Origin of the sequence: Mucilaginibacter ginkgonis, from assembly GCF_009754905.2 — a bacterium.
In the GTDB taxonomy this organism is placed as follows: domain Bacteria; phylum Bacteroidota; class Bacteroidia; order Sphingobacteriales; family Sphingobacteriaceae; genus Mucilaginibacter; species Mucilaginibacter ginkgonis.
In genome coordinates, this window is the sequence record NZ_CP066775.1 from 3243789 (window position 1) to 3267151 (window position 23363).

Genomic DNA, 23363 nt, shown 5'->3' on the forward strand with positions numbered 1-23363 from the left:
CCCCCCGCCCCTGAAGGGGAGAACAATATTTACTATTGCTGCCCTTTAGGGGGACGGGGGATAATGGGTATGATCTCAGCCTGTCTTTCAGTTTGGTAAACAATCTGCAGTTTGTTTGCAACCAAAGCAAGGCACCCCTTAAAGAATGGCACAAATATAAATTTTATAAACTAAATTAGCTCTGTATTATCTTTCACAACGCCGATTAAGATTTAAAGTGCTGTTATTAAGATGAAATTTACGTTCCTGCTGGCTTTATTTGCTACCGTTATTGGTGTAGGGGTGTTGCGGGCACAAACTTGCCCGGAGAATATCGACTTCAGTTACGGAAATTTCACTAACTGGAATTGTCAAACCGGCGCTATCAACCAGTCGGGTATAATTACTTTTACAGGTCAAGGGCCGGTAGGTGGGCGACAAACTATTATAACTAACTCTGATACCGGAAAAGACTATTACGGAAATTTTTCAGTAGTAAGCCCTAGTGGTAACAAATATTCCATTAAGCTTGGAAATGAAAGTGCAGGTGCACAGGCAGAACAGGTCTCATATACTTATACCATTCCGGCAGATAAAAAGGACTATGTATTTACTTATTATTATGCAGTAGTACTGCAATTAACAAATCACTCGGAATTTGAGAGACCACGTTTTTCAGTCAAGCTAACCGACCTGACGGCAAATGAACAAGTTCAATGCGGTACCCACGATTTTGTTTCGGGTGATGGCCTTGGTGATTTCCAAAAATCCAGTAATGGTCAGGTGGAGTATCGGGACTGGTCTACCGTTGCTGTTAATCTTGGCGGCCGGGCCGGACACAAAGTACGCTTTGACTTTACAACGAACGATTGTACTTATAGTGCACATTTCGGTTATGCCTATTTGGCATTTGATGATCCCTGTTTGTTGAACCGCGATCCTATAACCGGCAGTAACGTATGTAACGGCTCTAACTATGTAGTGCTTACCGCCCCGCCGGGTTTTGGAAGTTATAATTGGCACCTGGCAGGCAATCCGGAGATCTTAGGCTATGGAAGGCAATTACCGATAACCCCGGTTCCGCCAGACGGAACAAAATATGCAGTTGATGTCGTGTCCACATCCGGGGTTGGCGCGGGATGCACCGCGTCGTTCAATGCCACGGTACATAAAATAGATGAGCCATTTATTTATCAGTTGCAGCCTAATGCCACGGTTTGCGAATCTGACGGCGCCGATTTAACAGATCCGAAGTACTTTACCGGAAGTTCGGCAGGCTTAACCTATAAATATTACGTCGACGCAGCAGAAAATACTGCCATTCGCAATCCGCAGAAAATTAAAACTTCGGGGCGGTACTATGTTAGGGCTACAAATTCTTACGGTTGTACAGACCTTCAGTTTATAGATATTAACGTAATACCGGCACCCTCAAACGCACCCATTATTGCTGATGCTGTATGCGCGCCGCTAACTGTAGATATAACAGACCCTAAATTAATAAGCTACAGCCCGGATAACACTTATGCATTTTTTAAAGACGTTGACCTGCTGCAGCCTGTTGCCAACCCTAAAGCCGTAGATGTAGCCGGAGTGTATTTCATAAAAGTGACCAATAGTTTGGGCTGCACAAGTGCTGTACCGGTAACTGTAACCATTGTCGAGCGGCCGAAAGTAAAACCAAAAGATATTACAGGCTGCTCTCCTTTAGACATCACAAACATTAAATATAATGCCGGTGATGAGTACGCTGCCACTTACAAGTATTTTAAGGATGCCACGGCTACCATACCCTTAGATAATGCAAACGCTGTAACCCAAGCCGGTACCTATTATACTTTAGGTTACAATAGTTTAGGCTGCCCATCATTGGTTGCCGCGCCGGTTAAAGCGACACTCACCCCACCTGCAACATTGACGCTTGCCGACATCACCCCTGTAAAATATCCGGCAACGGTAGACCTTAGCCTTTCCGTTACGCAATTACCGGGCTATACTTATAATTATTTTGCAGATAGCCTCGCAACATCCCCTTTGCCCGCTTACAACAAAATCACACAGTCTGGCAGATATTTCGTTTTGGCGACGAATGAATATGGTTGCACTATTATCAAGGGAATAAATGTAACCGTTAACGAGCCGGATGAGGTGAACCTATTAATCAAAACCGCCTTCACCCCAAATGGCGATGGCGTGAACGATTTTGCGACTACTGCTATGCAGGGCGCCGCGACGGTGAATTATTTTAAAATTTATAGCCGCAATGGCAGCCTGGTATTTGCAACCAAAGATCTCGGCATTTATTGGGATGGGAAAATGAACGGGTCTGATCTGCCGATGGGTACCTATTACTGGGTGTGTGACACATATGATACCTTCCGCAAAAAGCAGGTCATCAAATCGGGGTATATCGCACTGATCAGATAGTTGGTTACCTTGGCGATTCGGCCTGACGCAGTTTTTCTTCGAGAAGCAGTTTTTCTTTGTGCAGCAAAGCGCTTAACTCTTTTTGACGTTCTTCCTGCAAACGCATCAGCACGGCTGAGATGCTAAGCGCTCCTAAAACATTTCCGCGCGGGTCTTTAATGTCTACGCCTATACCCCATGAGCCCGGGGTAAGCTTTCCCTTGTTAAAGGAATAACCCTTCGCGCGCGCGTCAGACACAGCTATTTTGATACTTCCTGCAGTAAAGTTAGGGTAGCTTATGCGCATTATTTCTGTATTCGCGTAAAGTATCTCGTCTATTTCTTTATCCGGCAAAACGGCAAGAATAGCAATACCGCCGGCGCCTATTCCAAGAGGATGCCGTGTGCCGGGTTGTAGCGACATGGTTTTTAAAGGATGGTCGCCATCTTCGCGTAAAAGGCACACAGAATAGCGATCGCTGCGCAAAGAGAAAAATGCCGAATCGCCGCTTTTCAGGGCAAGCCTGCTAACCGCATCAGCAGCCAAGCCGTTTATGCCGTAATATTGGTTTGCAATTATGCCAAGCATGTAGCATTCGGGGCCTAAAACAAAACTTCCGCTAACACTTCTTAACATACCCTCAGCCGCCAGGCCCATAGCCAGCCTGTAAGTAGTTGTGCGGTTAAGACCGCTCTTAGTAATAAGATGGTTTAATGTGGCTTCGCCGCCATTTTGTGCAACGATTTTTAAAACTTTAAACGCTCTCGAGAGCGCTTGAGTGCCTTGCGATGGTGTCATACTTAATTCGGAGCGGCTATAGTATTTTAGACTGTTTGTTCACAATCTGACCATAAATTTCGCAACTCAAAATTATATTTCAAAGTGCATGAAACATTTTTTATAACAAAAACGTATGTCAAACAATCTGTGTATTCAATATGTGAACTAAGAATTACGGACTACGGAATAAAAAACACTTTTTGCCTTAAAGTCTGGTTTGCAGCAAAGCCTTTATCCTTGATATCCACTCATCCTTAAGGATACTCAGAACGATCGAATTCCGGCGTGAACCGTCCGGTTTAAGCATATGACTGCGCAAAATTCCTTCAACAGTACAGCCAATACTTTTCATGGCGGCTATACTTCGATCGTTTTTGGAATCGGCCCTTAGCTCGAGTCTTTCGGCCCCTAAAGTTTCAAATGCAAATTGCAGCAAGAGATATTTACAGTGTTTGTTCAAACCGCTGCCCTGAAAGTTTTTGCCATACCAGGTGTAGCCCAATTGTAAAGTTGAATGTATGTTTTGAATATCATAAAACCTGGTACAGCCTGCATATTGTTGCGTTGCCTTATCAAAAACAATAAAAGGATATTCAAGACCTTTCGCACGATTTTGTACAGCAATATTGACATACTCCGTCAGGTCATCAACAGAATTGATCGCCATCAAGGAAAACCTCCAGATTTCAGGCTCTTCAACAACAAAATGGCGCAGGTGTTCAATGTCTTCCCACTCCAGCGGACGCAACAAAACGCGCTCGTCTTCTAAAATATATTGTTGGCTACAATCCAGGTTCATATTTAGTCTTTCCCTTTTATGCAGATCACAAACTCGCCCTTTACCGGGTGGGTATCGTAATAGACCTTTACTTCTTCAACTGTGCCACGTACTGTCTCTTCGAACATCTTGGTCAACTCGCGCGAAACAGAAATCATTCTATCCGGCCCAAAATACGTCGCAAACTCTTCGAGTGTTTTAATCAGCCTGTGCGGCGATTCGTATAGAATGATGGTACGCTCTTCTTCTGCAAGTTGCTTGTATTTGGTTTGACGCCCCTTTTTTACAGGTAAAAATCCTTCGAAGCAAAAGCGATCTGTTGGAAACCCGGAATTGACCAATGCCGGGACGAACGCCGTAGCCCCCGGTAAACACTCAACCGCGATCTCATTCTTTAAAGCCTCCCTCACTAAAAAAAAGCCGGGATCAGAAATGGCGGGCGTTCCTGCGTCAGAGATCAATGCCACGTTTTTGCCTTCTTTTAAAAACCTGACGATCTCATTTGATGATTGGTGCTCATTATGCTGATGATGGGCAAACACTCTTTTCTCTATTCCAAAATGTTTAAGCAATGGTGCGGAAGTGCGGGTATCTTCAGCCAGAACAATGTCGGATTCTTTTAATATGCGGATTGCCCTAAACGTCATGTCTTCCAGGTTGCCAATAGGTGTTGGGACGAGATAGAGTTTGCCGTTCATAGTTCGGTTGTCAGTTGGGTGTTGCCTGTTATCAGATCTGTCGCAGCGGAAAATCTCACAACCGACAACTGAAAACCGCTAACTGAATATATATCTTTGCCTTTCAAAATAGAGACAATGCTGCAAGTTAATTATATCCGCGAAAACCGGGAACAGGTTTTGGAACGTTTGGCGGTTAAAAATTTTAAAGACATCCAATTGGTTGACGAGGTTATTGCCCTGGATGACCAACGCAAACAAACCCAAAACAAACTGGATACTATTTCTGCAGAAGCTAACTCGGCCGCAAAACAAATCGGCGATTTGATGCGTACCGGCAAAAAAGAAGAAGCCGAAACCATCAAAGCTAAAACAGGCAGCTTCAAAGAGGAGATAAAAACGCTTGGCGAGCAGTTAATGCAGATAGAACAAGACTTGCAGCAAAAACTGGTATTGTTACCTAATCTGCCGCACAGTTCTGTGCCCAACGGTAAAACCCCGGAAGAAAACGAAGTGGCTTATGAGCATGGCGAGAAACCAAATCTTCCGGAGAACGCTTTGCCACATTGGGAACTGGCGGCCAGATATGACCTTATAGATTTTGAGTTAGGGGTTAAGATCACCGGCGCAGGGTTTCCTGTATATAAAGGTAAAGGCGCAAAATTACAGCGCGCGTTGATTGCGTTCTTTTTAGACGAGGCTGAAAAAGCAGGTTACTCTGAACGTATGCTTCCATTAATGGTTAACGAAACATCTGGCTTTGGTACCGGGCAATTGCCTGACAAAGAAGGGCAAATGTATTTTGTAGGGCAGGATAATTTGTATCTGATACCTACTGCCGAGGTGCCAATTACCAACCTTTACCGTGACGTAATTCTTAAAGGCGAAGAATTGCCGGTTAAGAATTGCGGCTATACACCGTGCTTTCGTCGCGAGGCGGGTTCTTATGGAGCACACGTGCGTGGATTAAACCGTTTGCACCAGTTTGATAAAGTAGAAATTGTACAGGTAGTTCATCCGGACGATTCTTACCAGGTATTAGAAGAAATGAGCCAACATGTGCAAGGCTTGCTGAAAAAATTGGAGTTACCATACCGCGTGCTTAGGCTATGCGGCGGCGACATGAGTTTTGCATCTGCACTTACTTTTGATATGGAAACCTGGAGCGCCGCGCAACAACGCTGGCTGGAAGTTTCGTCAGTATCAAACTTTGAAACCTTTCAGGCGAGCCGCTTAAAATTGCGTTTCCGTAACGCGGAAGGTAAAACCCAGTTAGCCCATACTTTGAACGGCAGCGCACTTGCCTTGCCGCGTATTGTTGCTACTTTGTTAGAAAATAACCAGACAGAAAAAGGTATAAAAATACCTGAGGTGCTGGTGCCGTATACCCGGTTTGAGTGGATCGACTAGTGCTGTCCTAAAATTTTCGGTCCAACACCGTTAATTCCGGAAACATAAGTTTGCGAAGCGATTTTGATATCCGCCAAATGTTGTTGGATATTTTGTGTGATTTTATGTGCAGTATTGGCATCTTTTGTGAATGCGAATACAGATGGCCCTGATCCTGAAATGCCGAAGCTAACCGCCCCATTGTCCATGGCTATCTCGCGCATTTTATAAAAGTCCGGAATCAGCATGGCACGTACGGGCTCTATGAGCACATCCTGCATGCTGCGGCCCATCAGGTCGATGTCGTTGGTATATAAACCACTCATTAATCCTGCGATATTTCCCCATTGTGTAACCGCGTCTTTAAGTGCTACCTTATTACGGATGATCTGCCGGGCCTCGCGGGTTGGTACGTCTACCTCGGGAAAGATGATAGCGCAGTACAGGTCTTTAGGAAAAGGCAAACGGATAACTTCTAAAGGCTCGTAACTGCGTACCAATACAAAGCCCCCCATTAGCGCGGGTGCCACATTATCGGCATGACCGTGGCCGCAAGCCATTCGCTCCCCTTCAATAGCAAACGGAAGCAACTCTGCTGCATCCCGGGTATCGCCCAATAAAGTTTTAGCTGCAAAGAGTCCTGCTACAGTACTTGCCGAACTGGAACCTAATCCGCTGCCAATTGGCATCTTTTTGTGCAGTTCTATATCCAGGCCAAGATCATTGCGACCAACGCTTTGTAAGTAATGCCGTACACTTACACTTACTGTATTCTTTTCGGGGTTAAGCGGCAGCCGGCCATTGTCGCCGGTTATTTTGCTTATAATGATGCCGGGTTTGCTGGTTACTCGCATCACCACCTCGTCGCCTGGTGCTTCAACTGCGAAGCCCAAAATATCGAAGCCGCAAACGACATTGGCTACGGTAGCCGGTGCAAAAACATGAACCGATTCCATTAATTTGCCCCCACATTTATCAAATCGGCAAATACGCCTGCCGCGGTTACCTCTGCTCCCGCACCAGGTCCCTTCACTACCATTGGCCGTTCATAATAACGATCTGTTGTGAATGCAATAATGTTGTCCGCTCCCGACATCATATAGAACGGATGATTTTCATTTACCATTTGCAAACTGATCACCGCTTTGCCGTTCTCCAGCTTGCCAATGTAGCGCAACACTTTTTTCTCGCGTTCGGCACGTTCCTTCAATTCGTTAAAATAGGCATCTTCCGCTTTTAAGGCGGCGTAAAAGTCGGGGACAGTTTGAGCATCAAGGCACGATTGCGGCAGGATGTTTTCTATCTGTATATCACTTGCTTCCATTGGATAGCCGGAGTCGCGCGAAAGGATCAGCACTTTCCGCATAAAATCGGTACCACGAAGGTCATCTCTTGGGTCGGGCTCGGTATAGCCAGCTTCCTGTGCCATTTTAACCACATCATGAAAACTGGCATCCCCCTTGAAATTGTTAAAAATAAAAGATATGGTGCCCGAAAGAATAGCCTCCATGCGTTGTACATGGTCGCCGCTCACCATCAGGTTTTTTAATGTGCTGATAATTGGTAAACCCGCACCTACGTTGGTTTCGTAAAAGAAATCTACCCCGCGCTGTATTGCGGTGTCCTTAAAGTTTCTGTACTGCGCGTACCCTGATGAGTTTGCCAGCTTATTACAGGTGACTACCGAAATATTCGCCTTAAAGGCCCGCTCATAAAAAGCAACCGGTAACGGACTGGCTGTATTGTCAACAAACACGCAGTTGGGCAAATTCATACCTACCATGCGGTCAAAAAACTCGTCTATATTTGCGGCTTCGCCCTTTTCGTTCAGGTTTTGTTCCCAGTTTTGCAAGGATAGGCCTTCGGCATTGAAGGTCATTTTACGGCTATTACTAATGCCGGCAATCTTAACCTGAATTTTATTTTTCTCGCGCAGCTGTTTGCTATGGTTGTATAGTTGCTTGAAAAGCGTTTTACCAATATTTCCTGTACCAAGGCAAAAGGCGTGTAACGTTTTATTAAGTTCTGTGAAGAACGCGTCGTGCACGGCATTTAATGCCTTTGACAAAGCATTAGCAGATATGATCACAGAGATATTATACTCCGACGATCCTTGCGCTATCGCCCTTACATTAACCCCGTTACGGCCAAGTGCATGAAACAACTTGCCAGACATGCCCGGTGTTTGTTTCATATTTTCGCCTACAACGGCTAGTACTGCCAAATCATCTTCAATATGCGCAGCCTCTAATTTCTTGGCTAATAGTTCTAACTCAAATTCTTGCTCGATTAGCGCCTTCGCCTTCGGGGCATCTGCCGGGTGAACGGCAAAAGTTATGGTATGCTCGGACGATGATTGCGTGATCAATATTACATTGATCTGTTCGCGCGCCAGCAGCGAGAATAACCTGCCGCTAAAACCCGCTTTGCCTACCATGCCACTACCTGTGAGATTTATCACACTGATTTGATTGATGGAGGATATACCTTTTATCGGATGACCCGATGGCTGCGCTTTACCGCTGATCACAGTTCCCTCAAACTCCGGCTCGAAGGTGTTTTTAATAACAATCGGTATTTGCTTCAGAAATGCCGGAATCATAGTCGGCGGATAAATAACCTTTGCACCGAAGTAGGATAGTTCCATCGCTTCTGTGTAAGTAACATCCGTCAGCGAAAAAGCTTTTTTAACAATGCGCGGATCAGCCGTCATCATGCCGTTTACATCTGTCCAGATTTCTATAGCCTCTGCATTTAATGCCGCGCCAAATAAGGCTGCCGTATAATCACTGCCGCCGCGGCCAAGAGTTGTGATATTGCCGGCATCGTCGCTGGCAATAAATCCCGTTACAATGAGTGTCTTGTCGGTGTTTTCGCGGTAGAATTCCTGAATCAGCAAATCAGTCAATTGGGTAATAACCTTTGCTTGTCCAAAGCTGCTATCTGTTTTTACCAGCGTGCTTGCATCAACAAATAATGCACCCGGTACGGATTGTAACGCTATGCGGCTCACCATCAACGCCGAACATTTTTCGCCGTAGCTTAATATCAAGTCGCGGGTTTTGGGTGTCAGTTCGCGCAGTGTTAATACCCCCTGAAATAAATCCTCTAACTCATTGAAGTAGATCTTTAACCTGGTAAGCAACGGGTTTTGGTTGTGGATGTCAACCAGTTTTTTAACCGCGTCGAAATGGCGGATCTCCAGATCGGCCAGTCTGCCGGTAAAACTCTCGCCAAGTGCGGCCTGTTCTGCTGTTTCTGCAAGGAGATTTGTGATTCCGCTCATAGCCGACAATACAAACACGGGCTTTTGTTCTGCCTGACTTTCTCTTTTTAGGATGTCTATCAGTGTATTGATACTTTCTGCCGATCCTACTGATGTACCACCGAATTTTAAAACTTTCATAAGTATTTTAAACAAAAACGCCTTCCTCGTTTGTGGAGGAAGGCGCCTTGTTGGTTTTTATTTTATTTATACCATAGGGTTATCTTCCTCCACGCTTTGTGCATGTGGTCATAATAATCCAGGTGATGGTGTTGTTAATAGTCATTTGCTTTTGCGCTGCTAAGTAAGGTTATAAACATTAAAATAGCAAGGTATATTTTAAATAAGCTTGCATATATACATTCGTATATCTAATTTTATATATCATGAAGAGTATTCTATTAAAACTTGACGACAAATTGTTTGAAGAAACAGAAAAGCAAGTAAAAGCGAAAAAGGTTAACCGGCTATCTTATATAAAAAAAGCAATAGAAGAATATAACATTTTACAAGATCGCTTAAGTTTTGAGAAGCAAATCGCTGAAGAAGTAGGCTTATTGAATAAATATGATCCGGACAAAGAACTAAACGCCGAATTTGAAAGCGCTGCTGAAGAAGACATGGAAAAGCATTTCAATGACTAAAATTCAGCAGTTTGATATCTGGATAGCCGACTTGCGTAAAGCTGATGGTACTGAACTTGGAAAAACACGCCCGGTTTTGGTGTTACAGGCTGACTTGTTAAACCACGCATATCATGTATCAACAATCATTTGCGGTATTTCTTCACAGCATAGGCAGGGTGTCACGGCATTAAGGATCGCTGTAAAGCCTGATGATATTAACGGTCTTGAAAAAGATTCGTATATCATTTGTGATCAAATAAGGTCGATAGACAATACCCGATTAGAAAAGCGTATAGGCCGTTTAAGCGACGACAAAATTAAACAGGTGCAAAAGACACTAAGGGCAGTGCTAAATCTGTATTAAACCAAATTCATAAGTTTTCTTGCGGCAACGTTTTCACACTTGTCATATCTTACCTTTGCACAGCATGACTACCTCAGCCGATATCGCAGAAGCAAGACGAAACAAAACCCTAATCATTTTTATCCTGGGTTTGCTCGCTACCATCGATCCTTTTTCGATAGACTTTTACCTTCCCGCATTTAAAGATATCGCGCAAGATCTGCACGCTACTATAAACCAGGTTTCCCTTTCTATCTCCAGTTACTTTGCGGGCATGGCTATCGGGCAGATTATTTATGGCCCCATCGTAGACCGTTTCGGCCGCCGCCGACCACTGTATTTTGGTTTAGGCTTATACATCGTTTCGAGTGTGCTTTGCATGACGGCGCATAACGTTGAAGAAATTATAACATATCGCTTTATGCAGGCCCTTACCGGCAGCGTTGCTGCTGTAGCCGCGCTAGCCATGGTTCGCGATTTTTATCCGGTGAAGGAAAGCGCCAGCATATTTTCTACTATCATGTTGATTATCGGAATATCTCCATTAGCAGCTCCCTCGCTTGGGGGGCTTGTTGCTTCTGTGGCCGGCTGGCAATGGGTATTCGCGATATTGATATTCGTTGTTTTGGTATTGATCGCGCTGGTGATCTTCTTCTTGCCACCGTCCGCGCTTCCGGATAAAACTGTTTCTTTAAAACCTAAACCGATCATCACTACGTTCTGGAAGATATTCTGCAACCGTCAGTTCATAACCTTTACGTTAGCGGGTAATTTTGCTTTCGCGATCCTCTTTGTTTACGTAACTGCTTCGCCAATCATTTTCATGGACCACTATAAACTAAGTCCGAAGGCTTTTGGGCTGATTTTTACATTGTTGTCTTTCGGTTTTATTGCCAGCAACCGCATGAACATCGTTTTTCTTAAGCGATTCTCGAGCGGCCAGATATTTAAAACTGCCATGTTGGTGCAGGTTGGCATCGCTGTAATATTTCTAATTGCCGAGTGGAACGATTGGCTGGGCATGTACGGTGCCATTGGTATGTTTTTATTGATGCTGGGCACGCTGGGTTCTTTGGCTTCTAATTCGTCAGCAATAGCCCTGGCACCGTTTAAAAGCAACATAGGCAGTGCATCTGCTCTATTGGGCTTTATTCAGATAGGCATAGCAGGTGCTATTTCGGCCTTAACCGGTCTGGTTAGCTTTAAAACACTTGTGCCTATTCCAGCTTTAATGTTAAGCACTTGTATAATTGCGGTGCTTATTTATTTTATTGGCACCAGCGGGATTAAGCATTTAGAAGCGCCCGACGATGGCGCTGTAGTAACCCATTAGCATTTTTTAGTTAATATTGCCATTATGCTTAATGGTGTTGTTACTAAATCTACAGGCAGCTGGTATCGCGTGCAAACACCAGACGGCAAAACTGTAGATTGCCGCATCCGGGGCAAGTTCAGGACCAAAGGCATTACCACCACAAACCCTATTGCCGTTGGCGACCGGGTAGATATAGAATTGGAACGTAACCAGGACACTGGCGTGATCACCAAGCTCTATAATCGTAAGAATTATATTATCCGTAAATCGGTAAACCTTTCCAAGCAAGCGCAGATCATCGCTGCCAATCTGGACCAGGCATTTTTGGTGGTTACGTTGGCATCGCCAAGAACTTCATTAGGCTTTATCGATCGCTTCCTGGTAACAGCCGAGGCTTATGATATCCCCGCTAAGTTGGTGTTTAACAAACTTGATCTCTTTAGCGATGAAGGATTAGAAATACTAGCTGATTACAAAAGCATTTACGAAAACATTGGCTATCCGTGTTTCGAAGTGTCAGCCCTGGAAGGTACCAACATACCCAAGCTAAAAGAAGAGATGAAAGATAGGATAAGTCTTTTTAGCGGGCATTCCGGAGTGGGTAAATCAAGCCTGATGAATGCCATATTACCAGAGTTGGCCTTGCGTACCAACGAAATATCCGACTGGAGCGACAAAGGCATGCACACCACTACTTTCGCCGAAATGTTTGAGCTACCCAGCGGAGGATTCATCATTGATACGCCGGGTATTCGGGAGTTAGGCGTTATAGATATTGAACAGCAGGAATTAGGCCACTTCTTCCCTGAGATGCGCGAGCGTATGAACGATTGCCGTTTTAATAATTGCAGGCATATTAACGAGCCTGGTTGTGCAGTTATGGCAGCTTTAGAAGATGGTGAGATCGAGCCTTCGCGATATGAAAGCTACTTGAGCATTTACAATGGCAACGATACAAGGAGTTGATGTAAGGCATTGATATGCATATGTGAACGAAGATTAATCTGCTAATTCAATAATGTTATTAACCAACCATGCAAGCCATGAAAAATGTAAACTTCCCCGGAGACTACCAGCAAATTATGCCTTACCTGATCGTTCCCAGCGGATTGCGGTTCATCAGCTTTATGAAAAAGGTTTTCGGCGCTCAAGAAAAAGGCGAACGGCACATGCGCGACGAATTTACCATTCAGCATGCCGAACTCACCGTCGGCCAAAGCGTGATCATGCTGGCAGATAGCACAGACAACTACCCGCCGCAAACTGCCGGTATGTTTATTTATGTAGATGACTGCGACACTGTATACCAAGTTGCCTTAGATGAAGGCGCCATTTCTGTTATGCCGCCAAATGATATGCCTTACGGCCGCAGCGCAGGTATTAAAGACCCGGTCGGTAATATTTGGTGGGTAACGTCTGTGTAACACGTCAGTTAATTTTTTACAATATTTGCATCACCTTAAGCGTTTATAGCTGTTACAACACCATGGTACAGACCATTATCATCATATTGCTTTTTGGCGCGGCTGTCTTTTATATCGGAAGGCTTATGTATAAGAGCATGACCGCGAAGAAAGCTTGCGGTGGAAACTGCAAATGCGGCGTCGATTTTTCTGATATCAAACCTTGATGCTTAATTGTCAGGGCGTTACTTATTCATTAAATATTCAGGGCAAACCTTTAACTTTCGCAGAAGTTTAGTTCATTAATGGCTGAGAAGCAGATATTTCAATCAGATAACCCAAGCAGATGGAACCGCTTTAAATGGTCGGGCAGGGCCATTATCATTCTCATTGTCAGCGCGGTTATCGCTTCAATAGTTGCTATCACTTCTACCACTTATCCAAGCCTGCCAAACCTCGATCCGGTTGCGAAAAAATTCAGCAAAGAAGAGCTTGACCAGTTAAAGCGATCTAAGAAGTTTAAAGATTTTAAAATTAAGGTCGAAGAAATACATGCCCTTGCCCGCGCCCGGAAACTGCATCAGTTAAAACAGCCCAATAATAAAGACCGCATTAATGCCGGCTTTTACCGGGCCTGGGAACCGCAGGCTTATAACTCATTGGTAGATCATATTGGCCGCCTGGATATGGTAGTGTCCGAAGGTTTTTATGTAAAGCCTAATGCCGACACTATTCGCGCGGTGATAGATACCGGGTTGATGAACATCAACAAGAAGTATCACAAGCCAATTGTAATGTCGCTATCAAATTACGTAGATTCATTAGGCGGCTTTGACAGCAAGGATGTTATGCGGATCGTTAAAACAAAAAAACTACGGTCGACATTTATCAACAGCATTTTAGGCCAGCTTTCAAAATACAAACTGCGTGGCGTTAACCTTACGCTGGACGATATCCTTAACCGCAAGGACAAAAACTTTATCGCGTTTGAAACAGAGCTCTATAATACATTACATAACGCCGGATTTTTAGTTACGCAAAATGTTATTCCGGAGGACGACCAATATGACTTGCCCACACTTCAAAAAATAAACGACTTTCTGTTTGTGATGGCGATAGACCAGCACAACGAAAGCAGCAACGCGGGCGACATATCTAACCAACACTGGGTAGAGGAAATTCTTGACAGGGTTTGCAATCAGGTGCCAAGTAACAAGGTTATTTTAACTGTAGCGGGTGGAGGGTATGATTGGCCTCAAAGCAGCGTAGGTAAATCTATAGGCTATCAGCAGGCGGTAAGCACGGCTAAAGAAAATAATAAAACTGTTGTCTATGATCCGTCTTCGGCCAACCTGCATTTTGGCTATACAGATAAAGACGGGCTTGATCACAATATATATTTTACTGACGCGGCCACCAATTTCAATGTCATCCGCATGGCGGACGATTGGGCGACCGGTGGGGTTGCCCTTTGGCGTTTAGGTGCCGAAGATCCCCGGTTGTGGACCTTCTTTCAAAAAAACCTGTCGACAGACTCTTTGCGTAAAACGGGCGTAGATATTAAACGCCTGGAAACAGTCGGGTTAAATAACCGGATTGATTATGATGGCGATGGTGAAGTATTGGATTTGATTACACGACCTAAGACAGGCACTATCGCGGTAACGATGGATACGTCTACGTATACTATTACCAATCAGCGGTACGTAGATCTGCCTACTAAGTATGTGATCCGCCGTTACGGTTCGGCACCAAAAAAAGTCGTGCTTACATTTGATGACGGTCCCGATCCGGATTTTACACCGCGCATCCTTGACATCTTAAAGAAAGAAAATGTGCCCGCAGCGTTCTTTGTGGTAGGTGTAATGGCCGAAAAAAACATCCCGATCCTTAAAAGGGAGTTTGATGAGGGTTACGAGATAGGCAATCACACATTTTTCCACCCGGATATATCAACCATTAGCATCCCCCGTGTAAACCTGGAGCTGAATGCTACCCGCAGGCTTATAGAATCTGTGACAGGACGAAGTACGATATTGTTCCGTCCGCCATTCAATGCAGATGCCGAACCTCAAACACTGGCAGAGGTTATACCGGTAGCAGAAAGCCGCCGCCAAAGCTATATTACCATTGGTGAATCGATAGACCCATGGGATTGGCAGCCCGGTGTTACTGCCGACAGCATTCTTGCACGTACAATTAAATTGCGCGACAAAGGCTCGATGATCTTGCTGCATGACGCCGGCGGAGACACCCGGGAAGAGACGGTAAAAGCACTGCCGGGCATCATTCATTATTTTAAAACGCACGGCTATCAGTTTACAACCATAGCGGATGTTATCCATACATCTAAAGAAAACCTGATGCCGCCCATAAGGGATGACGCGAACAGCGGCATTACCGGCAGGTTGTATAACTTTTTTATCACCGGGTATTTTGTGGGTAATATCTTCATCACCTACTTGTTTTATCTGGCTATCTTCCTGGCCGTAGGCCGCATCATTATGATAGGCATACTAGCGTTAAGGCAGCGCTATGAAGATAAAAAGACTACGCCCGAAAGGCTGGCAAATACCACAAACCCGCCGGTAAGTATCATCGTTCCGGCTTATAATGAAGAGGTTACTGCTACAAAGACGATCGAAAGTTTATTGAAGCTGGAATACCCGCAACTGGAGATCATTTTTATTGACGATGGATCTAAGGACAGAACATTCGCTATTGTAGAAGCGGCATACGGTAACCATCCTTCCGTACAGGTGTTAACCAAACCAAACGGCGGTAAAGCATCAGCGTTAAACTTTGGTATCAACCACGCAAGGCACGATTATGTGGTTTGTATAGATGCGGATACGCAGCTCAAAAACGATTCGATTTATCATCTGATGACTTATTTTGAGGGTGAGGATGTGGGCGCTGTGGCAGGTACTGTAAAGGTGGGTAATGAGAATAACATGGTTACCAAATGGCAATCGATAGAATATATCACCGCCCAAAATATGGACCGCCGGGCGTTTGACTTGCTGAATAGCATTACAGTCGTTTCGGGTGCTATCGGGGCATTCCGCAAATCGGCAATTTACAGGGCCGGTGGGTTTACTACAGATACGCTGGCAGAGGATTGCGACCTTACGATGCGCATTCTAAAACAAGGTTACATCGTACGCAATTGTGCCGAAGCTGTGGCCTATACCGAGGCGCCTGAGAAACTGGACGCATTGTTAAAACAGCGTTTCCGCTGGAGTTTTGGCGTTATTCAAAGTTTCTGGAAAAATAAAGACGCCCTGCTGAATAAGAAATACAAATTCTTTGGCATGGTAGGTATGCCCAACATCTTGATATTCCAGATCATCCTGCCGCTCTTTTCACCGCTGGCCGACTTAATGATGATATTCGGGCTTTTCAGCGATAAACCGTTCAAGATACTCGCGTATTATATCGCCTTCATTGTGATCGATTGTATTGTAGCGGCAATTGCCTTCCGCCTGGAGCGCGAAAAGTACGGCAAATTACTTTATATCATTCCGCAGCGATTTATCTGGCGGCAGCTAATGTATTACATACTGTTTAAATCTGTACGTAAGGCCATGAAAGGCGAACTAAGTGCCTGGGGCGTTTTAAAGCGCACGGGTAATGTGAGCGTTAAGCAAACTGCGCCGAATTAGCGAACGTAAACTCCCTCTTCTTCGGGGAGGGTTGGGGTGAGGCGGGTACTCCACCAAGCCCAGTACATTAATACCGGCTGAAATAAAACCCTTACCCATGCCCAAAATGGGGTTACTAAGATCTTGCCTAAATGCAGTGGCGAATCCACTGCCATTGTCACGTGTACAGGTATAAAAGCGGCTAACATTAACACGATAAGCCAGCCGGCTGTTGGGCGGGTACTTTTGAAAATAGCCAAAATCGCGAATACGATCTCGCACGCGCCGGACATGTAATTCATGGTTACCGGGTATGGAATATAATGCGGAATGATGCTGATATATCCATCAGGGTGAACAAAATGATTGATGCCGGCACCGATATAAAAGACGATGGTTATAATAAGGCTGACTTGCTTAGGTCGATTCATGGACTGTTTGAAAAGCTATGATTGGTTGATTTAAAACAAGTTTTAGATGTCTATTTGTAATCGTTCTAAATTAAATGCCTTTGACAAAGTGTTGACATACCATCTAAAGCGGTAATGTAATTTTGTTGGGTCAAATTGTAAGCCAAATTGAAATATCTAAAGGTAATAGCTTTTACACACAAACAAATTGAACTGAAGGAACTGGGAAAACTAGTGATCTGCCAGGAAAATTTGACCGAGAAGCTGCAGCGTGTAAAAGAGCAATTTGGCATCCCCGAAATATTTTACCTGGGTACTTGTAACCGCGTAGCTTTTGTAATGGCTACAGAACAAACCATCGATCGTGATTTTGCCCGCAAGTTTTTCCATGCCTTGAACATTGGCATGTGCCCGGGCTATACCGAGTTGTTTTTAGACGCCGCCGCTATTTATGAAGATCATGACGCGTTGAACCATTTGCTGCGTACCTCATGCTCGCTGGAAAGTTTAATAGTTGGCGAAAAGGAGATACTGGCACAGTTGCGCAAAGCTTATGAAGGCTGCCGCCAGGCAGGCCTTACCGGCGACTATCTACGTATGGTGATGAACTGCGTGGTTAAGGCTGCTAAAGAAGTTTACACGCACACTAATATTTCTAAGAACCCTATATCGGTTGTTTCTTTGGCTTATCGCAAGCTAAAGGAGTTGAAATTTTCGGCAAACGCGCGTATCCTCATTATCGGTGCCGGCGAAACCAACCAAAATATTTCTAAGTACTTGCAAAAGCACAAGTACTCAAACTTTGTGGTGTTTAACCGTACGTTGTCAAAAGCGCAGGCTTTGGCAGCGGATCTTAATGGTATTGCTTATACTATCGGGGAGTTAAAGAACTACAAACAAGGTTTTGATATTATTATAACCTGTACCTCTGCTACTCAGCCGGTTATCACTACAGAAATTTATACGTCATTGCTTCAGGGCGAAACAGATAAAAAGACGGTTGTTGACCTTGCCATCCCTAATGACGTTGATCCCGAGGTTATCCTAAATTTCCCGGTTAACTATATCGAGGTACGCTCGCTCAAAGAAGTAGCCAAAAAGAATATGCAGGAGCGCTATGAAGAATTGGTTCATGCAGAGCGTATCATTGAGGAGAATATCAGCGAATTTATTCCCCAATTAAAACTTCGTCGTGTTGAAGTAGCCATGCGCTGCGTTCCGGAGAAGATCAAAGAAATACGCCACAACGCGTTGAATACGGTTTTCGCAAACGAAGTACAGGGGCTTGACCAACAATCGCGCGAGATATTAGAAAAGGTGATCAATTACATGGAAAAAAAGTACATCAGCGTACCCATGGTAATGGCCAAAGAGATCCTCATCAATAATAACTAGATCCTTTCTTGTCATTCAGCTCCGGTAGCTCTCGGAGAGTAGCGTAGAACCCTGTTATCGCCGGATATCTACTTTGCACTGAACATAATATAGTCGTCGCTTAGCTGCGTGTATTTAAATCCTTTATAATCTTCAAAAGATTTCCAGATCATAGTCGCTTTGGCGCCCCGGTAACTTGCGGGCAAGATGATATATAGTGGTCCAGCATGGCCGCAATGCTGATAATCGTTATAGTTTACGCGCAGTTGCGGGCCGATGGGCTCCAGTGTGATCGTGCGGTTATGCTGAATTTCTAAACTCAGATCGGGCGATATAAAGACAAAAATGGCATTGTTGTTTGTATTGTCCAGTCGGATGACTTCATCCAAAGCATCCTGATCCAAAAACTGCTGGGCAAGCCCTGTGTTGCCGCGTGCTTCTTCGTTTTTGTTACGATCGTAACCCTCAACCGCGAATGAAATGCCGGCATGAAGAATCACCAACCAAACAGCGGAGAATAAGACCCTGTAAGGTTTTATCAATTTGCTAACCAGGTACACCGCACCGGGGATGAGCAGTAAGCCCATGATACGGAAATGCCGCCCCTCATAAGATATGGCCAATTGCCTGAAAAATGACCAGCCAAAAAACAGCACACATACTACATAAACCGTTACAAGCATTAGGCTGTAATCTGTACTGGGCAATAGTTTAACAATCCTTTTTACGAGAAGCACACTGGCGATAGCTAATGCGATAATGATAAAAACACTCACGGTGTAGGTAAACATGGGCCCATCTGGGTGGAACAATAGGCCATGGCTAATTTCATCTATTGAAAAACCGGATAGTATCGGCGACGCAAGCGGAAACCCAAAAGTCTCCCATAGCAATTTAGTTTTATGCCCTTCTGATGTTGGCGTTAAGCCGCGCGACAAATAGCCGAAGTAAATCCCGGCGAATGAAACAACAGCCGGAATAGCTATCCATAACCCATTTGCAATTCCGCGTATGGCGAATAAGCCCGGCTTAGATGACCTGATCCATATAAATAGTAAACCGGCGGCGTAGATCCATATAAAAGATGACTTGCACACGAAACCTATCCACCCGGTTAAAATGATGAATAGTACCATTTCCCAGTTGCGCGGGTTGCGCAGCTTAAGGCATCCATATAAAAACCATCCGGCGAAGCCGAAAAGTAACACCTCGCCGCCATTATAAAATACCAACGGGATAAAGTAAAAAACCTGGCTGGCTATAAAAGCTATGCTGACTATAGAAATGATTTTAGTAAATCCGGCTTGCCTGAAAAATTGGTAAAAGCCAAATAAGCCTAAAATTTCGCAAAGAATAGTTGTAAGTGCGCTGGCCTGCCCGATGCTTATATGAAACAGGCTGATGAATGCGTAGGGCAGCAAGTATTGCCCCGGCGACCACCAGCTGATAAACTCATTTACGTTGTTGGATATATTCTGCGGATCTGGAACTGAAAGGGTGTTAAAGGCATTGCCATGCTGCATGCTTTGCATTACCAGGAAACCACGGCTTGGATCCGGAAAAAGCGCCATGGGGTGCAGGTAAATACCTACCCCCGCCAAAACGGTGGCAAGTACCAATATGGCAAAGATGACTTTAACAAGGCTGTTTTCAGATAGGTGCATTGTTGCAAATTTACCATAAAAGTTTGTAGGGGTTTGGGCAATGGGTTACATCCCTGCCATTTTGTTTAATTTTGCGGTTTTAACCAGAGAATGAGAATTGCTATTAATGGGTTTGGGCGTATAGGCCGCATATTTTTACGGATCATTTTGCAGCAGCCGGATATAGAGGTTGTAGCCATAAATGATATCACAGAAACCACTACACTTGCACATTTATTCAAGTATGACTCGGTGCACCGGGGCTTTGGCGGCAATGTTACCTTTGACCAGAATAGCCTGTTGATAGACGGCAAAACAATAAAAGTTCTATCCGGGCGCGAACCACAAAATTTACCGTGGGCAGATTTGGACATCGACTTGGTAATAGAATCGACCGGCAAGTTTGCCTCTGCTGAAGGCGCGCAAAGACATTTAGATGCGGGTGCCAAACAAGTGATCATTTCCGCACCAGCGAGTAAAGACGTGGCGACCGTAGTTTTAGGTGTTAATGATGGCCAGGTAGATTTGAGTTCGAAGATATTATCCAATGCCTCGTGCACTACTAACAATGTAGCTACCATGGTAAAAGTGCTTGACGATAACTGGGGCGTGAAGGAAGGCTATATTACCACGGTACATTCCATGACCGGCGACCAAAACCTGCATGACGCGCCGCATAAAGATCTGCGCAGGGCCAGGGCAGCTTCGGCATCAATTATTCCAACAACTACAGGTGCGGCAAAAGCCATTACGACTATCTTTCCGCATTTAGAGGGTATGTTAGGCGGTGCCGGCATACGCGTGCCGGTACTTAACGGCTCTCTTACAGATTTCACCTGTGAGCTGAATAAGCCGGCAACGGTTGATGAAATTAACGCCGCGTTTAAGGCTGCAGCCGATGGCGCTATGCACAGAATACTGGAGTATACCGATGACCCTATTGTGTCGACCGATATATTGGGCAACACGCATAGCTGTATATTTGATTCGCAGCTGACCTCTGTTGTAGGCGGATTAACCAAAGTAGTAGGCTGGTATGATAACGAGATGGGATATTCCAGCCGCCTGGCTGATTTGGTATTGAAAATACAAGCAAGAATTAAAATCAGTAATCAATTGTAAACTCCCTCTCCTTTGGAGAGGGTTGGGGAGAGGTCATGATAAAATTCATTTCTGCCGATGATGTACTACCACTGCGCAACGAAGTATTGCGAGAAGGCCGTTTAACCTTAGATGAATGCCGCTGGCCCGGCGACACCAACGAAGGCTCATTTCATTTAGGTTACTTTGCCAGTGAGCAGCTGGTGTGCATCGCGTCATTTCAAATCAACCCCGATAAAGATTATCCCGGTTTGGGTTACCAGCTAAGGGGTATGGCTACATCGACGTCGCACCGCGGCAAAGGCATAGGTAACCAACTGGTAAACTTCGCGATCGTTTATCTGCGCGGGCAAGGCGCAAATTACGTTTGGTGCAATGCCCGTAAAAATGCTGTGAAGTTTTATTCAGGTTTAGGCTTTGAAATCATTTCTCCCGAATTTGAGATCGCAGGCATTGGCCCGCACTTTAAAATGTATCTTAAAATTCAATAATAACCTAAAGCAATCTCCTCTCCTTTGAAGGGGGCTAGTAAAGTCTAACTGTAACCGAAGCTGTCCCCTCTCCTTCGGAGAGGGTTAGGGAGAGGTCTTACGTTGGAGAAGGCCACGGAGAGGTTAAACTTCAAAGGCCTATGGAAAGGTCCGATTTCACTGATCCGTCAAGCTGACGGAGGGTGTAACATGTTACATTTTCCCGCTAAATACAGACTTACCGGTATCTGACACAAAATTGTCAGCGGGATAACTAATTGTTTATCAGCGATGCACGATTTTGTCAGTGTTCCACATTTGCCGCTTTTTAGTAGAAAAGTGTCACACATCTGTAACAGGTGTTACACTGGCAAGCGCATGCCACTAAGACTTATTTGCTTCTTAATCAATTATCAGCGTCACAAGAAAACAAATCGGCCGGTTCTGTAATTCTCTAATTTCTGATTAAGACAATCCAAAATTATTTGCCACATTTGGCACCGCTTACACATCTTAAATTATGAAAACAATAGACCAGGTTAGCTTTTCGGGCAAGAAAGCCCTTATCAGGGTAGATTTCAATGTTCCGCTCGACAAAGACTTTAACATTACCGACGATACCCGCATTACCGCGGCCCTGCCAACTATTAAAAAGATCTTAAAAGAAGGCGGCGCTGTTATCCTTATGTCGCACCTGGGCCGCCCAAAAGAAGGCCCGACAGATAAGTACTCGCTTAAACATATTGTCAGCCACCTGTCAGACTTATTAGGCCAACAGGTTGAGTTTGCAGATGATTCCATCGGCGAAGAAGCGGTAAGCAAAGCAAAAGATCTTAAAGCAGGCGAAGTGTTATTATTGGAGAACCTGCGTTTTTATAAAGAAGAAGAGAAAGGCGACCAGGCTTTTGCAGAAAAGCTGTCAAAACTTGGCGATGTATATGTAAATGATGCCTTTGGCACAGCTCACCGTGCCCATGCTTCAACGGCTATCATCGCGCAGTTTTTCCCTGAAGCTAAATACTTTGGCTACCTGATGGCGAGTGAATTGGAGAATGCCGAAAAGATACTTAACCATGCCGAAAAGCCTTTTACCGCCATCATGGGCGGTGCAAAGGTTTCTGATAAAATTGAATTGATTGAGAAGCTGCTTGAAAAAGTAGACAACCTCATCATCGGCGGGGGCATGGCTTATACTTTCGCAAAAGCCCAGGGCGGCGAAATTGGCAAGTCGCTGCTGGAAGCAGATAAGCAAGACCTGGCGCTCGAACTGGTAAAGAAAGCCGAAGCAAAAGGTGTGAAACTATATCTACCTGTCGATTCGATCATTGCCGACGATTTTAATAACAATGCGAACACACGTGTATCGTCAAACAAAGAAATACCCGCAGATTGGGAAGGCCTCGACATCGGCCCCGAAACAGTTAAAACCTTTAGCAAGGTTATAGAAGAATCAAAAACCATTTTGTGGAACGGCCCGATGGGAGTTTTTGAAATGGAGAGCTTTGACAAAGGGACCAAAGCTGTTGCCGAAGCCCTGGTTAAGGCAACCGATAACGGTGCTTACACCTTAATTGGTGGCGGCGATTCGGCTGCTGCAGTTGCCAAGTTTGGCCTAAGCGACCAGGTAAGCTATGTGTCTACCGGCGGCGGTGCTTTGCTGGAATACATGGAGGGTAAAGAATTACCCGGTGTTAAAGCAATTAACGAATAAGAATAATTTTCTATTAAATTAAAGAAGCCTCGTTTACAGCGGGGCTTT

General features: G+C 44.7%; 20 protein-coding genes. 13 read left to right on the top strand and 7 right to left on the bottom strand.

The window, feature by feature from the left end; translation table 11 throughout:
* Window positions 1-231 precede the first annotated feature (231 nt).
* A complete protein-coding gene (locus GO620_RS15085) occupies window positions 232-2406 on the top strand; it encodes a T9SS type B sorting domain-containing protein (protein ID WP_157524591.1) in 2175 nt (724 codons plus the stop codon).
* 4 nt (window positions 2407-2410) lie between these two features.
* Here GO620_RS15085 and GO620_RS15090 read toward each other — a convergent pair whose 3' ends face one another.
* The 3 genes from GO620_RS15090 to rsmI form a co-directional block, all read right to left on the bottom strand.
* Window positions 2411-3184 carry an IclR family transcriptional regulator gene (locus tag GO620_RS15090; protein ID WP_157524592.1) on the bottom strand — a complete coding sequence of 258 codons (774 nt, stop codon included), beginning with the start codon at window positions 3182-3184 and terminating at the stop codon, window positions 2411-2413.
* 187 nt (window positions 3185-3371) lie between these two features.
* Window positions 3372-3965 carry a GNAT family N-acetyltransferase gene (locus GO620_RS15095; protein ID WP_157524593.1) on the bottom strand — a complete coding sequence of 198 codons (594 nt, stop codon included), beginning with the start codon at window positions 3963-3965 and terminating at the stop codon, window positions 3372-3374.
* Between the two features lie 2 nt (window positions 3966-3967).
* A complete protein-coding gene (gene rsmI, locus GO620_RS15100; RefSeq protein WP_157524594.1) occupies window positions 3968-4642 on the bottom strand; it encodes a 16S rRNA (cytidine(1402)-2'-O)-methyltransferase in 675 nt (224 codons plus the stop codon).
* A gap of 117 nt (window positions 4643-4759) precedes the next feature.
* Here rsmI and serS point away from each other — a divergent pair, with 117 nt between their 5' ends.
* Window positions 4760-6031, top strand: a complete 1272-nt coding sequence (serS, locus tag GO620_RS15105; RefSeq protein WP_157524595.1) for a serine--tRNA ligase — start codon at window positions 4760-4762, stop codon at window positions 6029-6031.
* Here the strand turns inward: serS and GO620_RS15110 are convergent.
* The gene (locus GO620_RS15110) at window positions 6028-6966 is read right to left on the bottom strand and encodes a homoserine kinase (RefSeq protein WP_157524596.1); all 939 of its coding nucleotides are present in this window, start codon (window positions 6964-6966) and stop codon (window positions 6028-6030) included. The genes serS and GO620_RS15110 overlap by 4 nt on opposite strands.
* A complete protein-coding gene (gene thrA, locus GO620_RS15115) occupies window positions 6966-9416 on the bottom strand; it encodes a bifunctional aspartate kinase/homoserine dehydrogenase I (protein ID WP_157524597.1) in 2451 nt (816 codons plus the stop codon). Before thrA ends, GO620_RS15110 begins: the two co-directional genes overlap by 1 nt.
* Window positions 9417-9661: 245 nt before the next feature.
* Here thrA and GO620_RS15120 point away from each other — a divergent pair, with 245 nt between their 5' ends.
* From GO620_RS15120 to GO620_RS15150, 7 genes are all read left to right on the top strand, one after another.
* On the top strand, window positions 9662-9919 hold the full coding sequence (locus tag GO620_RS15120; protein WP_157524598.1) for a hypothetical protein: 258 nt from the start codon (window positions 9662-9664) through the stop codon (window positions 9917-9919).
* On the top strand, window positions 9912-10265 hold the full coding sequence (locus tag GO620_RS15125) for a type II toxin-antitoxin system PemK/MazF family toxin (protein ID WP_157524599.1): 354 nt from the start codon (window positions 9912-9914) through the stop codon (window positions 10263-10265). Before GO620_RS15120 ends, GO620_RS15125 begins: the two co-directional genes overlap by 8 nt.
* A 64-nt stretch (window positions 10266-10329) precedes the next feature.
* On the top strand, window positions 10330-11577 hold the full coding sequence (locus tag GO620_RS15130) for a multidrug effflux MFS transporter (RefSeq protein WP_157524600.1): 1248 nt from the start codon (window positions 10330-10332) through the stop codon (window positions 11575-11577).
* A 24-nt stretch (window positions 11578-11601) separates the two neighbouring features.
* Complete coding sequence (gene rsgA, locus GO620_RS15135) at window positions 11602-12525, top strand: ribosome small subunit-dependent GTPase A (protein WP_157524601.1); 924 nt, start codon at window positions 11602-11604, stop codon at window positions 12523-12525.
* Between the two features lie 77 nt (window positions 12526-12602).
* Window positions 12603-12983, top strand: a complete 381-nt coding sequence (locus tag GO620_RS15140) for a VOC family protein (RefSeq protein WP_198173539.1) — start codon at window positions 12603-12605, stop codon at window positions 12981-12983.
* Window positions 12984-13045: 62 nt separating this feature from the next.
* Window positions 13046-13189, top strand: coding sequence for a FeoB-associated Cys-rich membrane protein (locus GO620_RS15145; RefSeq protein ID WP_157524603.1), 144 nt, complete (start codon window positions 13046-13048; stop codon window positions 13187-13189).
* Window positions 13190-13267: 78 nt separating this feature from the next.
* On the top strand, window positions 13268-16627 hold the full coding sequence (locus GO620_RS15150; RefSeq protein ID WP_157524604.1) for a glycosyltransferase: 3360 nt from the start codon (window positions 13268-13270) through the stop codon (window positions 16625-16627).
* Here GO620_RS15150 and GO620_RS15155 read toward each other — a convergent pair.
* Window positions 16624-17037 carry a DoxX family protein gene (locus tag GO620_RS15155; protein WP_157524605.1) on the bottom strand — a complete coding sequence of 138 codons (414 nt, stop codon included), beginning with the start codon at window positions 17035-17037 and terminating at the stop codon, window positions 16624-16626. The genes GO620_RS15150 and GO620_RS15155 overlap by 4 nt on opposite strands.
* A gap of 147 nt (window positions 17038-17184) precedes the next feature.
* Between GO620_RS15155 and hemA the strand changes: the two genes are divergently transcribed.
* The gene (gene hemA, locus GO620_RS15160) at window positions 17185-18411 is read left to right on the top strand and encodes a glutamyl-tRNA reductase (RefSeq protein ID WP_157524606.1); all 1227 of its coding nucleotides are present in this window, start codon (window positions 17185-17187) and stop codon (window positions 18409-18411) included.
* 68 nt (window positions 18412-18479) lie between these two features.
* On the opposite strand, the gene GO620_RS15165 is transcribed toward hemA, so the two are convergent.
* Entirely contained in the window at window positions 18480-20054 is a 1575-nt protein-coding gene (locus GO620_RS15165; RefSeq protein WP_157524607.1) for a hypothetical protein, read from the bottom strand.
* A gap of 90 nt (window positions 20055-20144) precedes the next feature.
* Here GO620_RS15165 and gap point away from each other — a divergent pair, with 90 nt between their 5' ends.
* From gap to GO620_RS15180, 3 genes are all read left to right on the top strand, one after another.
* Window positions 20145-21155 (top strand): type I glyceraldehyde-3-phosphate dehydrogenase, encoded by a 1011-nt coding sequence (gene gap, locus GO620_RS15170; protein ID WP_157524608.1) that lies wholly within the window; start codon window positions 20145-20147, stop codon window positions 21153-21155.
* A 35-nt stretch (window positions 21156-21190) separates the two neighbouring features.
* Window positions 21191-21625: a GNAT family N-acetyltransferase gene (locus GO620_RS15175; RefSeq protein ID WP_157524609.1), complete on the top strand. Its 435-nt coding sequence runs from the start codon at window positions 21191-21193 to the stop codon at window positions 21623-21625.
* Window positions 21626-22124: 499 nt separating this feature from the next.
* Window positions 22125-23315, top strand: a complete 1191-nt coding sequence (locus GO620_RS15180) for a phosphoglycerate kinase (protein WP_157524610.1) — start codon at window positions 22125-22127, stop codon at window positions 23313-23315.
* The last annotated feature ends 48 nt before the right edge of the window (window positions 23316-23363 follow it).

Coding starts and splice junctions, on each gene's coding strand:
- GO620_RS15150 (WP_157524604.1), top strand. CDS start 13,268: ATGGCTGAGAAGCAGATATTTCAATCAGATAACCCAAGCAGATGGAAC.
- GO620_RS15155 (WP_157524605.1), bottom strand. CDS start 17,037: ATGAATCGACCTAAGCAAGTCAGCCTTATTATAACCATCGTCTTTTAT.
- GO620_RS15165 (WP_157524607.1), bottom strand. CDS start 20,054: ATGCACCTATCTGAAAACAGCCTTGTTAAAGTCATCTTTGCCATATTG.
- GO620_RS15110 (WP_157524596.1), bottom strand. CDS start 6,966: ATGGAATCGGTTCATGTTTTTGCACCGGCTACCGTAGCCAATGTCGTT.
- GO620_RS15090 (WP_157524592.1), bottom strand. CDS start 3,184: ATGACACCATCGCAAGGCACTCAAGCGCTCTCGAGAGCGTTTAAAGTT.
- GO620_RS15095 (WP_157524593.1), bottom strand. CDS start 3,965: ATGAACCTGGATTGTAGCCAACAATATATTTTAGAAGACGAGCGCGTT.
- rsgA (WP_157524601.1), top strand. CDS start 11,602: ATGCTTAATGGTGTTGTTACTAAATCTACAGGCAGCTGGTATCGCGTG.
- GO620_RS15125 (WP_157524599.1), top strand. CDS start 9,912: ATGACTAAAATTCAGCAGTTTGATATCTGGATAGCCGACTTGCGTAAA.
- GO620_RS15180 (WP_157524610.1), top strand. CDS start 22,125: ATGAAAACAATAGACCAGGTTAGCTTTTCGGGCAAGAAAGCCCTTATC.
- GO620_RS15120 (WP_157524598.1), top strand. CDS start 9,662: ATGAAGAGTATTCTATTAAAACTTGACGACAAATTGTTTGAAGAAACA.
- GO620_RS15175 (WP_157524609.1), top strand. CDS start 21,191: ATGATAAAATTCATTTCTGCCGATGATGTACTACCACTGCGCAACGAA.
- rsmI (WP_157524594.1), bottom strand. CDS start 4,642: ATGAACGGCAAACTCTATCTCGTCCCAACACCTATTGGCAACCTGGAA.
- GO620_RS15085 (WP_157524591.1), top strand. CDS start 232: ATGAAATTTACGTTCCTGCTGGCTTTATTTGCTACCGTTATTGGTGTA.
- GO620_RS15140 (WP_198173539.1), top strand. CDS start 12,603: ATGAAAAATGTAAACTTCCCCGGAGACTACCAGCAAATTATGCCTTAC.
- GO620_RS15130 (WP_157524600.1), top strand. CDS start 10,330: ATGACTACCTCAGCCGATATCGCAGAAGCAAGACGAAACAAAACCCTA.
- gap (WP_157524608.1), top strand. CDS start 20,145: ATGAGAATTGCTATTAATGGGTTTGGGCGTATAGGCCGCATATTTTTA.
- GO620_RS15145 (WP_157524603.1), top strand. CDS start 13,046: ATGGTACAGACCATTATCATCATATTGCTTTTTGGCGCGGCTGTCTTT.
- thrA (WP_157524597.1), bottom strand. CDS start 9,416: ATGAAAGTTTTAAAATTCGGTGGTACATCAGTAGGATCGGCAGAAAGT.
- serS (WP_157524595.1), top strand. CDS start 4,760: ATGCTGCAAGTTAATTATATCCGCGAAAACCGGGAACAGGTTTTGGAA.